The sequence below is a fragment of the Fervidobacterium riparium genome (assembly GCF_025370035.1).
In the GTDB taxonomy this organism is placed as follows: Bacteria; Thermotogota; Thermotogae; order Thermotogales; family Fervidobacteriaceae; genus Fervidobacterium; species Fervidobacterium gondwanense.
Window position 1 is genome coordinate 1,885,128 of record NZ_CP009277.1, and the last position, 13,443, is coordinate 1,898,570.

Genomic DNA, 13,443 nt, shown 5'->3' on the forward strand with positions numbered 1-13,443 from the left:
CTAATAGTCACTTTCTAAGTTATGCAATGCCCGCATTGCCGCTACGTACAATGCAGCTTGTTCAAAGCCTTCAAGATTCTTTGATGCATCCTGGATTATTTCAAGTATTCTTGGCTTTACATGTCCGCATGATTTTAGGATGTCTGAATTTGCTGATCCGATAAAATCTAAGACAGCTACGACGATGTATTTGTCTTTGTTATCAAGGAGTTCTGAAATATTTGAAATTAAGTAATCGGGTTCTAAATGAGCCATTAACCGTACAAGTTCGTATTTATTAACAGAAGGCGTTTGCTCAGAGTTGAGTAATTCGCAAGTGTATTTTATAAGCTTCAACTTCTCTGGCTTGTCCAATGAAGCGGCATACTTTGAGGTGTATGATTTGAGGAAGTCTATTAATTCCTTGTAATAAATGTCCTTCTGCTCGATGGCCTTTTCAATGAATTCGATGTCTTCTTTTCTTGATATGGCGCTCAAAAAACGCAAAAAGGAGGGGAGTATTATTGGGGTATAAATATCTATCGGAGAGATTATCGATGGGAGTTTTGTAAAGCAGGTTTCGTCGCAGATTTTCTCAAGTGATTCTAAAGCTGTAGATATAAGCATCGGTTCATTTATTCGGTTCATAACGTCTATTATTTTGTCTACATACTTTGACTCGTAGTATTCGCCTATATATTCGACAGCAGCTATAACGTTGTTCAGCTCCGGATCATCTAATCCTTTTGCAATTATTTCTACCGCATCAGGACTTTGCGTCATGTTTAATATATCGAGTGCATGTTTTCGAATATGCTTGTTTGGATGCTCGACTAATTTTTCCAATGCTTCCCTCGAAGCTGGCCAGATTTGGGCTAATATAACCGACCCAACATTCCTCGCATGTGCATTTTCCGAGAAGAGTAAGGTTGCTACTTTATCCGCTATGTCAGGCGACTGAATCTTGGAAAGGATCAAAGAAGCTCGTTCAATGAGAACTCGTGGACTATCTGAATTTAGTATATTGAGTAGGAAATCTATATCATCGTCCACGTAATTTTGCGTGATAATGTTTTTTTCTATTTTATCAAGCTTTTGAAATGTACCTTCTTCATAGGGGAGCATCCTATCCCTCCTGGGTGTTGAAAGTTCACATGAATATTATATCACTTTTTTATTTGTAAATACAGCTTAACAAAGAGTGCTTTTTTATGATGTATGGTAAAATTATTCAGTAGAATATGTATTCTAATTCAAAAGGTGTGAGTGACTATGAACAGGTACTTATTGCTCGTTGTTGTAGTGATCTTTGCTTCATCTACATTTTTTCCTTACAATGTTTCATTTAAGAACTCCGTCGTTACTTCCGGCGGTCCGGTGACAATGTTGGAACTCACCGAGGCTTCAGACACTGATGTACCACCAGAAGTGCTTGAAAAGATAATCGTTGCATACTTGCCAGTTGGCAATTCGATATTGCTAAACAAGAGATATCTCGTGAATCTAATAAAAAAACGCGTCGGAGTTGTTGATGCTGTAATTGATGACGTGCCTGTCTTTGTACAAGCGAGGGCAACAGAGGTCAATCTTGAAGGCAGACAACAGGATATTTTAGATAGTCACTCATTACCTCAGAGAGTCATAGAAGAGTTATCAAAACACTATCCCAAAGATACCGTTTTCAAGTTGAAGAGCCAGACAGGTCAGTTGTTAGAGCACGATAGTTATCAAATTTCCGTTCAAGTTTCAAACAAAGCGTATCCGTTTGTTAGGGTGACATTCAAAAAGTCCGGCCGGACGGTTGGTTATGTGACTCTACAGTATGATGCTATCTTAATTAGGAAGGTGGCATCTGTAAATAGAAAAGTAGATAAGGGAGAAATTATAGGTGTAAACGATGTAAAGTACGTTGAGGTCAATGTTTTAACCTTAAATAAAGTCCCTGTTTTTGAAGAAGATTTGCCACTCATGACTGATAAGGTCTTTCTCAAAGACGAGATTTTGGATCAAAGGTATATGAAAGATGTCCCGATTATCGTCAAAGGTCAGCTTGTTAAAGCTTATAGTGTTGTAGGTGGAATAATGGTATCAACGTTAGTACAAGCTTTAGAGCATGGGTATGTAGGGAACGTAATTAGATTGAAGAATTTGGATAATGGGGCAATAATAACAGGTACTGTGAAAGAAGACGGAAGTGTGAGCGTTTTGGAGGTGAAGTGACTCGTGAAGAAGATAAACTATCTAAGTTTTGTTGTTTTCTTTATTCTGTTTACATCCGTTGGTTTTTCAACATCTCTTTACACGTCATCCACAAATCCTCAGTTTCAAAATCTTTTAGGTACATACAAACCTTCAAAAGTTGGCGACTACGTAACTATAGCCGTTTATGAATCGCCGAGGATTTCAACTTCCTCGCAAGTTAATTCTCTTACCGGTGCGTTTATAAATGCCATAAACACTGGGACAAAGCTCGTCGGACTCGACCTGAGCAAGTATTTGCCAGCTAATTCATCGAGCACAGACAAGAGGGACAACAAGAGCCAGGCTAATGCTGTCATCGAATTAACCGCAGTCGTCAAGGAAGTGGACGCGACTGGTAAGATGTTTTTAGAAGGTAGAAAGCAGATTAAGGTGGGAAATGACCTAAGAGAGATAATAATTACCGGCTGGGTGCACCCACAGGCGATAAAACCGGGAAATATAGTAAATTCAACAGACCTCATAAACGCACAAATTTGGGAAAACGGAAAGGTTGTTTTCCAGGATGACCCGCAGCAGAGTTCTTGGCTTGGTTTGTTACTCTCTGCCATCGCAGGTTTGTTCAAGTAAGAATAGTAAGGACAAGGAAGTGATAGGTGATGAGAATGAAAAGGACGGTAGTTGTAATTCTAATCGCACTACTCAGCATATCGACAATTTTTGCAGCAAATGTGAGGATAAAAGACTTTGCAAAATTCCGCGGTGCAAGGGATAACCAGCTTTTTGGTGTTGGACTTGTTGTCGGTCTAAACGGTACTGGTGATAGCGGTACTTTGAATTCAACACTCCTGGCGAATATGATGAAAAATTTTGGCATAAGTGTGAATCCAAACGACTTAAAAACGAGGAACGTCGCTCTTGTCATGGTCGTTGCTGATATACCACCGTTCTATAAATCCGGCATGAGGCTCGATGTTGAAATAGCAAGTATAAATGATGCGAAGAGCTTGAGAAATGGGATTCTTGTTCAAACACCGTTGTACGGTGCTGATGGAAATGTATATGCCGTTGCACAAGGTCCAGTTTCGGTTGGTGGCGAAGAAGTTAAAGGGACTGCAAACCTTCAAAAGAGATTTCCGGTTGTAGGCTACATACCGGGTGGTGCTATAGTTGAAAGAGAGATACCAATGAGCATCGTTGATGCTAATTCTATTACGATACTTTTGGATAGACCTGATTTTACAAACGCTGCAAGAACAGCTGTGGCAATAAATACAAAATTCGGAGTTAATATTGCAAAAGCAGTCGATGCAGCGAGCATAAAGGTGAATATACCGAACGTATTCGCTGATGATGTGATTTCTTTCTTGGCGCTCTTAGAAGAGATAGAAGTTCCACTTGATACAATCGCACAGGTTGTAATTAACGAGCGAACTGGGACAATTGTCTTCGGTGGGGACGTGAAGATTTCTGATTTCGTACTTTCTTATGGTAATTTCGTCGTTGTTATATCCAACGGTCAGATAGGCGACAAGCAGGCAACGATTGGAAACCTTGTTACAGCGCTTAAATCACTCGGCGCAACACCACAGGATATTATCGCAATCGTCCAGGAACTGTACAAAGCAGGTGCGCTCTTTGCTCAGCTGAAGATTATGTGATGTGAAACTCTCTGTTATTATGGAGGGAGCGGAAAATGGGAATTGATATAAAGAAAATAGAGCAACTTACAAAGAATTTCAATTCGCCAGAATATCAAAAACAGCTCCGGAAGGTCTCCGAGGAGTTTGCTGCTTGGTACGTGTACGAGGTATTCAAAAAGATGTATGATACAGTACCAAAGAGTGGACTTTTACAGGAAAGCTTTGGCGAGCGCTGGTTCAGAGAGATGCTCTTGCAACAGTACTCACTAAAAGCTGCAAGAACAGACTTAAAGGACTTGTCGGATATGATATACAGAAGCTTGGGCGGTAAGACCTTGAGCGAAGATGTTAACTCGGCTAAGAGTTTCGAGAATAAAATGAATATGTTAAACGCCCTGAACTCTCTGATTTCTCAAAATAAGGAATCTGGAGAGTGACGGCGAGCTGAAAAGTGTGAACTCACCTGAATTTCCTATCACTACGTACTGACTTCCTATCCTGTTAAGTGCACTTCTCAGCAAGTATGCCTTTGTCTTCACTGAAAATTCAGCATTTACCTCGGCGCTGACTGAACCTTTGTATGCAATTGAGCCTTGCTGAGAGACTACAACGATTTCATCATGCCTTGAGTACACCTCTACATCGGAGAACCTTCCTGAGATGAGTGAACGGCGCAGAAGCCTTTGGATTTGTTCTTTGTACACGCGTGCGACAGGTACAATACTCCGCACGACTTCCCTAATTCTATCAGGTGTCCGTTCGGGTTTATCTCCACACATCGTGTAAACATCACCGCAGTATATAAGAAGCTTATCTGAATTTGGGTTATAAGAAAGCTCTATACTATCGGTTTCTTCTGTATCTAATGCTTTTAGAAGATGTCTCGTTGAAACGTATGGAATGCTCAGAGAGAACCTTTCTGGTTTTTCGCCCGTACCATCAGATTGCTCATTTATAGGCCTATTTTCAATCTTTGAATATGCAATCAACCCAAGATGGCTTGATACAATCTCAAGTCGGTCAAAAGCGTAGAATAAATCGGTATAGTTACCTTCTTCAAGAAAGCATGAAACAAAATCAAGCTCAGAGAGGATACGCTTTTTTTGGAAAACTACTTTGTTCTCAAAGCTTGGTAATTTAATCTCTTCTTGTATAAAGTTCATTCTCAGGCGCAAAAGCTCATTTTGGGACTTGAGTGTAAGTATTCCATCTTGGAATGACAACGTGAGTTTACCGTTCAGTTCAGATACGAACTGTTTCACAACATCGAGTGGTATCTCGAACGGATGGAGTGATTTGTAGAAAAATGTGGTGAGAGGGAAGAATCCGGTAAAGCAACCATCTGAAGCTTTCAGATAAAGCTTCTCATTTTCCGCAAAGAATGTGAGCTTTCTCATAGAAGGCTCAAGTGTGCCGCAAACCTTATCTGCCTTTTTGATAGCTTGCCTGATTTGTTCTGAGTCGACCTCGATTATGTAATTTCCCACCTATCTCACCACTTGCTCACCACTGAATTCCTACCATTTTCTTCACCATTCATCTCCAATCATTTCAAAGAGATTTGGCGACGGTTCAAGTCCCAGTCCATCGTTTTTGCCGTCTTCAAGCAATGCCATTCCAGCACGGGCTATCATTGCGGCGTTGTCTGAGCAAAATTCAAGAGGAGGAATGAAAAAGTTAAATTCCAAAGTGTATTCAGCAAGTTTCTCGCGAAGGCGGCTATTCGCAGCAACGCCACCTGCGAGGACTATATTTTCTATTCCGAAATCCTTAGCTGCTTTTGTGGTTTTGTGCAACAACACATCGATCATTGCTTCTTGAGCACTTGCTGCGAGGTCTTTAATCGGAAGTTCTTCAATCCCTGCATCCTTTAATCTCTTGATTTCGTAGAGCACGGAAGTTTTCAACCCGGAGAAGCTGAAGTCGTAGTCGGGATCGTACATCTTCGGTCTTGGAAATCCAAAAGTCTTTGGATTACCATCTTTTGAAATCCTGTCGATTTCTGGACCGCCAGGATATCCAAGTCCAAGCAGCCTTGCAACTTTGTCAAAAGCTTCACCGACTGCGTCATCTACGCTTCTACCGATTATCTTTATGTGCATCGATTCATTGACTTTCAGTATTAACGTATGCCCTCCCGAAACCATCAATACGATGTACGGAGGTCTGAGTTCTGGGTAAGCGAGATAATTGGCATAAACGTGTCCAACGATGTGATTCACACCAACAAGAGGTTTGTTGTATCTTATAGCGAGTCCCTTGGCAAAAGAAACGCCAACAAGGAGTGCACCGATAAGTCCAGGACCTTTCGTAACTGCTATTCCATCGATTTCATTGATGTCTATTTGTGTTTCTTTCACGAGTTGAGAAAAAAGAATCGGGAGCTTTTTCAAATGCTCCCTTGCAGCGATTTCCGGCACAACTCCGCCGAATTTCTTATGAGTTTGTATCTGCGAATAGACAAGGTTAAGAATAACATCGTTGTTGTTAACAAGTGCAATCGATGTTTCATCGCAGCTTGTTTCTATTCCGAGTACGAGCATGTCAGATTCCTCTCATTATGCTGATTCTTTCATATATATCTTCGGCTTTTCGCGTTTTGTTACGCATTCTTCTGTGATGATAACCTTTTCAACCGCTTTGAGGTCTGGTATATCGAACATGATGTCTATCATTACCTCTTCAAACACGCTCTTTAAGGCTCTTGCGCCAGTTCCCCTTCTCAGTGCTTCCTTCGCTATGGCGTACAGTGCCTCTTCCGATATCTCAAGCTCAACGCCATCAATTTCGAAGAGTTTTCTGTACTGTTTAAGAACGGCGTTCTTTGGCTCTTTGAGGATGCGAACCAAGTCTTCAACGCTGAGGTCACTGAGCGTACCTATGACTGGGAACCTTCCTACGAATTCCGGCATGAGTCCGTACTGGACGAGGTCATCAGGCGTGACATGCTTGAGTATCTCGCCAAGGCTTAATTGCTCTTTGCTCTTTATTGGTGCGTTGAATCCGATTGTGCTGCCTTCGATTCTTCTCTTGATTATCTCATCGAGTCCGTCGAAAGCTCCACCGACAATGAAGAGTATGTTAGTCGTGTCAACTTTAATGAATTCTTGATATGGGTGCTTTCTTCCACCTTGTGGCGGAACATTTGCGATTGTTCCCTCGACTATTTTGAGTAAGCCTTTTTGGACACCTTCACCACTCACATCTCTTGTTATAGATGGATTCGGCGACTTTCTTGCAATTTTATCTATTTCGTCTATGTATATGATTCCGTACTGTGCGCGCTCGACGTCAAAATTCGTTACTTCGAGCAATCTCAAAACGACATTTTCGACATCTTCTCCGACGTATCCAGCTTCTGTTAAAGGCGTTGCGTCAGCGATTGCAAAGGGTACATCAAGAATCTTGGCAAGAATCCTTGCCATCAATGTCTTACCGCTTCCTGTTGGTCCGATGAGGATTATATTCGATTTCTCAATCTCGACATCTGACGTGTCTTTACCGAAGAATACGCGCTTATAGTGGTTATATACCGCGACGGAGAGTATCTTCTTAACGCGCTCTTGTCCGATTACGTACTTATCGAGCTCTGCTTTTATCTGCGACGGGGTTGGTAATTCTTTCCTTTCCCTTGTACCTATTCCTGTTGGCTTGATTTTCTTATCACTCTGCAATATATCGTGGAAGAGCTCAACACACTCGCTGCAGATGTAGACATTTCCGGGTCCCGCTATGAGTTTTTCCACCTTATCCGCTGCGCGTCCGCAGAAAGAACAAAACTTTTGTGCCATACCTAACCTCCTTCAAACTTACCTTATTCGATTCGGCTTTCGAACAAATAGCAATACTATTATACGATGATATTATAAACCAAAATAAAAGTTTTTACAAATTCTAAGAAGTTAAGAGTAAATAAAATTTTGTTAATAATAAAAACCGGCACCATTGGTGCCGGGATTTGTTGATTTAAAAAAAACCCTTTCCATTTCCAATCCCTCAAACCCGCATAAACTCTTCATGTCATTTTCTGGGAGGCAATAAAGTTTTTCCGTAATTAAGCTATAATTTAACTAAAATTTACCAATCAAACTTCTATTTTGTGTGAAAAAAGTCTTTCCGAATGGAACAGGGTCAAGGTTAAAAGGAAAAAGGGATAAGTGGCGTAAAACCCTCTTCTCTCAGGGCTTCACCACTTATCCCTTCGTTATTCCTTTACCCTTTATCCTTATCCCTTAATCTATCCTTTTCCCTTTTTCCTCCCCAAATGGAACCACTTTTTTCGCATGCGGAAAAGATTTAAATGAAATATACAACAGGATTTCTGCTTTTTATGTTGATTACTCCACCGTCACGCTCTTTGCCAGATTTCTTGGCTTGTCTGGGTCGTAGCCCCTCTTGTCTGCGATGTAGTAAGCGAACAATTGAATTACCGGCGCGATTATTAGCGGGTACAGGTCTTCATGGACCTCAGGTACATAAAGCACGTCGTGCGATATCTTCTGTATTTCGGTGTCGCCTTCGGTAGCGATTGTGAGTATCCTTGCATTTCTTGCCCTTGTTTCTTCTATGTTGCTCCTCATTTTTTCATACAGGCTGTCTTTTGGTGCTATTGCGAATACTGGGAATGTTGGATCAAGAAGCGCTATAGGTCCGTGTTTTAATTCGCCTGCTGGGTAGCCAACGGCGTTGATGTAGCTTATTTCTTTCAATTTGAGTGCGCCTTCAAGTGCGGTTGCTGTGTTTACTCCTCTTCCGATATACATGAAGTGCTGGTAGTTCTTGTAGTGATCAGAAATTTTTTCTATCTCTTTGTTGGATATAATCTTTTTTATAAGATTTACTGACGAGACTATCTGCTTTGCGATGTTCTTGTGCTCTTCTGTCCACAGGTTTCTTTTCTTAATCATGTAGAGTGCAAGTGTGTAAAGGAGTATGAGCTGGTTGACATAAGTTTTGGAAGCTGCAACGCCTATTTCCGGACCTGCGTTCATGTACAATGTTACGTCGCTTTCCCTTGTTATCGTTGAGCCAACGACATTAGAAATAGCGACGACCTTTCCTCCGGCTCTCTTAACGGCTCTTATGCTTTCAAGAGTGTCAGCTGTTTCGCCAGATTGCGATATGGCTATGGTCAGTGTCTCATCATCAATTCTTATCGGCCTGTACCTGAACTCAGAAGCAACGTCTATCAGGACATCAACGTTGAGATATTTTTCTGCAAAATATTTGAATACCAGTCCCGCATGGTAGCTTGTACCACAAGCAACAAGGAGTATTCTTTTTATCTTTTCTATATTAAATTCATCGAGTTCGTGCATGACTGGATTGTAGTCGTCGTCAAAACGTCCAACTAATGCGCTTTCTATCGATTCTGGTATTTCATTAATTTCCTTGAGCATGAAGTGTTTGAAACCGCCTTTTTCAGCGGCAGATTCGTCCCAGGTAATATTTGTATGTTTTCTTATCACGGTGTTGCCAGAGAAATCTGTGATTTTCATCTTGTTGCCTTCTATGTACACGACATCTCCGTCTTCGATGAAGACAACATCTCGCGTGTACTTGATAATTGGTGTAACGTCAGAAGCTAATACGCAGAGCTCGTTGTTGCAGCCAACAACAAGCGGGCTTCCTTTTCTTGCACCAACCATTACGTTAGGATGGTCTGAATGGATGACAGCTATTGCAAATGCACCTTTAAGGTGTTTTAAGGTATCAAGAACAGCTTTGTATAAATCACCTTTGTAATTTTCCTCTATTAAGTGGGTTATTACTTCTGTATCTGTTTCAGATTTAAATTTATGGCCTTTCTGGATAAGCTCCGTTTTCAGTTCTTGGTAATTCTCGATTATCCCGTTGTGTACAACAGCTATTTTGCCGGTACAGTCTGTGTGTGGGTGTGCATTCCTATCGCTCGGAGCACCATGCGTAGCCCAGCGTGTGTGTGCAATCCCGCCTTTTATGACCTTATTTTCTTCAACAACACTTCTTAAAGTATCAACACGACCAACGCTTTTGCTCAAGAAAAGTTCCTGACCGTTAACAGCTGCCAATCCAGCTGAATCATATCCTCTGTATTCGAGTTTTTTTAGTCCGTCAATTAGATCAGTTACCTTAAATTCATGTCCGATAATTCCAACAATTCCGCACATTTATTTCCACCCCTCAAGTTCCCTTTTCAGATTTTCGTTTAGTCCGCCTTCGACTCCTTTTAAGGCAACATTTAGTGCGTTTTTGATGGCTATTCTGTCAGAATTACCGTGTGCTTTAACAACTATACCATCGACGCCTAAGAAAAATGTGCCACCGTAAGTTCTTGGGTCTAAGCTTTTCTTGACTTTTTTGAGTACTCTTGAAAATAATAAAGCACCTAAGAGCCCATCAACGCTTCTCTTAGCTTCTTGCTTTAATATATGTGAAACGAGTTTTGCAACCCCTTCCATTGTTTTCAAAGCTACGTTTCCAGTGAAACCATCAGTTACGACAACGTCTACAGTTCCAAGAGCTATATCGTTCCCTTCAACATTCCCGTAAAATGTATTATCAAATCGCTGTTTTAAGAGTACGTAGGCCATTTTCTGCATCTCGGTACCCTTATTTTCTTCCGTACCGACGTTTAGTAGACCTACTTTTGGGAATCTTTTCCCGAGAATCTTAGCGTATTCGATGCCCATTGCAGCGAATTGTGGTAAATAATCAGGTTTTATTTCAGCATTTGCACCGCCATCGATTAAGACAGTGAAGCCGTTCAAACTTGGAATCGGGACTGCAAGTGCCGGTCTTTCTATTCCGGGAATTCTTCCAACCACAAGTGTAGCGCAAGCCAATAAAGCTCCCGTATTTCCTGCACTTACAAAAGCATCAATTTTTTTATCTCTGAGTAACTGAGCACCAACATACATGGAGCTTTCTTTTCTTCTGAGCGCGTCCGTCGGTTTGATATCCATAGGCAGGTAATCTCTGACTATTTCGATGGAGAAGTAACTCTTGAGCGGATGGTTCTCAAGATCTTCTAAATTATTTTCAGTACCTATAAGCACGAGGTGGACATGTTTTTTTGATTTTTTAATTTCCTCGGCAAACAACAAAGCGCCGGCTTTCGTCTCTTCCGGCGCCTTATCTCCACCCATTACATCCAGTGCTATGCGAATCATTTCGCTACCTCAAACACCTGCTTCTTGCCGTAGTAGCCGCAATTGAGGCATACTCTGTGTGGTTGTTTTGGAGCGCCACAGTTTGGGCATGTTGTCACTGCAACGCTGAATGCTTTGTAAATCTTTGCTCTTTTATGGTGTGTTCTGCTGTGAGAACGTTTCTGCTTTGGTACTGCCATGGTTATCCCTCCTGTTTATTCTTGATTTTCAACAATTTTTCGAATCTTGGATCTATATTTTCCTTTGGAGCATATTCGCAAACATGGTCAGGCTCTTCGTTCAAATCGGCACCACAATATGGACACAACCCCTTACAGTCTGGGTTGCAAACAAAGACATCCGGCGCACTGCTTACAATGGCCTCGACAATTCGCTCTTCTAAGTCTATTATATCACCATTCAGTGGTATTTCGTTAGTAAGATCTTTGAGTTCCTCGTTTCTTGGAAGCTGTTTCTTCTGAAAAGTATACACCGCTTCGATGACTCCGTCAATGTACATTTCAGATATTTTCAAACATCTGTCACAAGGTCTTTCAACGTATCCTCGGACATATCCGCCAAGAACTATTTTATCATCAGCATGAGCGAGCACCATTCGAACTTTGAAACCATCGTGTAAAACTTTATATGTGCCGGTGTGGAGTTCTATGTTCTCAGGTTTGTAGTATCCTTCAACAACCTTTCTCTTTTCTTTTATTATCTCTTTCACATTGATTTCCCACATTGAAATCACCTCGGAACTTTGGTATGATAATTATAGCCTGTTTTTGGGATTTGTTAAGTGATAAAATATTAATAAAGTGTAAATTTTTGAAAATTTCATGGTATAATTGTCAATTGGCTTGGGAAGTGGTGGTGAATTAATGGACTGGTTTAGAAAATTTTTGGACTGGTTTGCGAATATTCCGAAGTGGTGGAGTGGTATATCAAAGTCGCAAAAGCTAATAATCATCATGATTGCAGCCTCAGTAATATTGGCTGCAGTGTTTCTTGCTATTATAAATGCGCCAAAATACGTGTTATTACTTACAACTAAGACGGAGCAAGATGCAGGTCCTGTTATACAGCAATTAGAGTCATTGGGAATACCTTACATAGTAGAAGCCGGAAACAAGATATTGATTCCTTCAAATTACAACGTATACGAAGTTAGAATGCGACTGGCTTCTGCCGGAGTGCTTGGAGGTTCTACAAGAGGATTTGAAATACTTGATGAAACTTCCCTTGGTGCCACAAGTTTTGACAAACAAGTAAGGTATCAGATAGCTCTGCAGGGTGAACTCGAGAGAACTATTTCTACTATTCAGGGCGTTGACTCAGTTCGAGTTGTTTTAACCTTACCGAAATATACATACTATGTCCGTGGCGAGATGTCGGAACCGCGCGCTTCTGTTATGGTCGTTATGAAACCGGGGCAGAGTTTAGCAAAGGAACAAGTTGTTGGTATAGTCTCCTTGGTTCAGGGTGCGGTCGAAGGTATAAAACCTGAGAATATAAAGGTTGTTGATCAAACAGGTAGAGATTTGAGCGGTCTTTTAAACCTCGATACTTCAACAGCTCTCGCTTCAACTAAAATGGAATTGAAGGTGAATTTGGAAAATTATTACAAGCAAAAGATAAAAGCGCCGCTTGAAAATGTATTCGGACCAGGCCGAGTGGAAGTCATTACAGATGTAAAACTGAACTGGGAGAAGATTGAAAAACAGATTACCACATACACTGCGCCAAACAAGAAAGAAGGGCTTGTGAGGAGCAAAGAAACTGAACAGGAGTATTCTACAAATCAAACAAGTGTTGGTGGTCCAGTGGGTACTGAATCAAATATTCCTCCAACAACATACGAAACAACATCGACGGGTGGTCAAACTACTTATCAGAAATCACATGAAATTGTTAACTACGAACTAAATCAGATTGTTGAAAATATAGTCAAAAATTCTGAAGGAGAAATAGAAAACGTTACACTTTCTGTAATCATCGACGCATCCTCGACGGTTTTAGAGAGAACACCCAAAGACCAAGTTGAGAATCTGATTAGCTCGATAATCCAAAAATCAGTTGACGCAAATACGCCTGAAGGTTCAGTGACTTATGCTATAGCTTTCATTCCGTTTAGCAGAGAAGTCGAAGAAAGCCTCTACCAGCAAGTCCAAAGCATGACAGAATTGCAAAAGATGCGCACAAGGCTTGTTCTCTTATTGCTCGCATCAATCTTGATATTCTTCGCCACGTACCTTGGATTACTGCAATATCGTAAGGTAAAAGCTCGCAAGTTAATGATGCAGCGTTACAAAGCACTCCAAGAAGAGGCGCAAAGAACAATCGAGGAACTTACGCAGGAAGAAATTCCAGCGGGAGCCGAAGAGGAAGCACTCTTGGAACAGCTTAAAGCTTATTTACAGCAGGTTGCAGAATCTGCGCCAGAAGATGTTGCTACTGTTTTAAAGGTTTGGATTGCCGAGAAAGGATGA

The 13,443-nt window shown here is 41.1% G+C and carries 13 protein-coding genes; 5 read left to right on the top strand and 8 right to left on the bottom strand.

The window, feature by feature from the left end; translation table 11 throughout:
* Entirely contained in the window at positions 1-1,104 is a 1,104-nt protein-coding gene (locus tag IB67_RS09085; protein WP_339746567.1) for a HEAT repeat domain-containing protein, read from the bottom strand.
* Between the two features lie 147 nt (positions 1,105-1,251).
* On the opposite strand from IB67_RS09085, the gene flgA reads away from it, so the two are divergent.
* The 4 genes from flgA to IB67_RS09105 are packed head-to-tail and all read left to right on the top strand — an operon-like array spanning position 1,252 to position 4,258.
* The gene (gene flgA, locus IB67_RS09090; RefSeq protein ID WP_072759936.1) at positions 1,252-2,199 is read left to right on the top strand and encodes a flagellar basal body P-ring formation chaperone FlgA; all 948 of its coding nucleotides are present in this window, start codon (positions 1,252-1,254) and stop codon (positions 2,197-2,199) included.
* Between the two features lie 3 nt (positions 2,200-2,202).
* Positions 2,203-2,808: a flagellar basal body L-ring protein FlgH gene (locus IB67_RS09095; protein ID WP_072759939.1), complete on the top strand. Its 606-nt coding sequence runs from the start codon at positions 2,203-2,205 to the stop codon at positions 2,806-2,808.
* Positions 2,809-2,843: 35 nt separating this feature from the next.
* Positions 2,844-3,839 (top strand): flagellar basal body P-ring protein FlgI, encoded by a 996-nt coding sequence (locus IB67_RS09100; protein WP_072760101.1) that lies wholly within the window; start codon positions 2,844-2,846, stop codon positions 3,837-3,839.
* A 35-nt stretch (positions 3,840-3,874) separates the two neighbouring features.
* Entirely contained in the window at positions 3,875-4,258 is a 384-nt protein-coding gene (locus IB67_RS09105) for a rod-binding protein (RefSeq protein ID WP_072759953.1), read from the top strand.
* Here IB67_RS09105 and IB67_RS09110 read toward each other — a convergent pair.
* From IB67_RS09110 to IB67_RS09140, 7 genes are all read right to left on the bottom strand, one after another.
* On the bottom strand, positions 4,208-5,308 hold the full coding sequence (locus IB67_RS09110; protein ID WP_498875284.1) for a hypothetical protein: 1,101 nt from the start codon (positions 5,306-5,308) through the stop codon (positions 4,208-4,210). The genes IB67_RS09105 and IB67_RS09110 overlap by 51 nt on opposite strands.
* Positions 5,309-5,350: 42 nt before the next feature.
* A complete protein-coding gene (gene tsaD / locus IB67_RS09115; RefSeq protein WP_072759958.1) occupies positions 5,351-6,364 on the bottom strand; it encodes a tRNA (adenosine(37)-N6)-threonylcarbamoyltransferase complex transferase subunit TsaD in 1,014 nt (337 codons plus the stop codon).
* Between the two features lie 15 nt (positions 6,365-6,379).
* Complete coding sequence (gene clpX, locus IB67_RS09120; RefSeq protein WP_498875285.1) at positions 6,380-7,612, bottom strand: ATP-dependent Clp protease ATP-binding subunit ClpX; 1,233 nt, start codon at positions 7,610-7,612, stop codon at positions 6,380-6,382.
* Positions 7,613-8,158: 546 nt separating this feature from the next.
* Positions 8,159-9,970, bottom strand: coding sequence for a glutamine--fructose-6-phosphate transaminase (isomerizing) (glmS, locus tag IB67_RS09125; protein ID WP_498875286.1), 1,812 nt, complete (start codon positions 9,968-9,970; stop codon positions 8,159-8,161).
* Entirely contained in the window at positions 9,971-10,972 is a 1,002-nt protein-coding gene (plsX, locus tag IB67_RS09130; RefSeq protein ID WP_498875287.1) for a phosphate acyltransferase PlsX, read from the bottom strand.
* Positions 10,969-11,151 carry a 50S ribosomal protein L32 gene (rpmF, locus tag IB67_RS09135; protein WP_072759965.1) on the bottom strand — a complete coding sequence of 61 codons (183 nt, stop codon included), beginning with the start codon at positions 11,149-11,151 and terminating at the stop codon, positions 10,969-10,971. Before rpmF ends, plsX begins: the two co-directional genes overlap by 4 nt.
* A gap of 2 nt (positions 11,152-11,153) precedes the next feature.
* The gene (locus IB67_RS09140) at positions 11,154-11,696 is read right to left on the bottom strand and encodes a YceD family protein (RefSeq protein WP_498875288.1); all 543 of its coding nucleotides are present in this window, start codon (positions 11,694-11,696) and stop codon (positions 11,154-11,156) included.
* 139 nt (positions 11,697-11,835) lie between these two features.
* Here IB67_RS09140 and fliF point away from each other — a divergent pair, with 139 nt between their 5' ends.
* On the top strand, positions 11,836-13,443 hold the full coding sequence (gene fliF, locus IB67_RS09145; protein ID WP_339746550.1) for a flagellar basal-body MS-ring/collar protein FliF: 1,608 nt from the start codon (positions 11,836-11,838) through the stop codon (positions 13,441-13,443).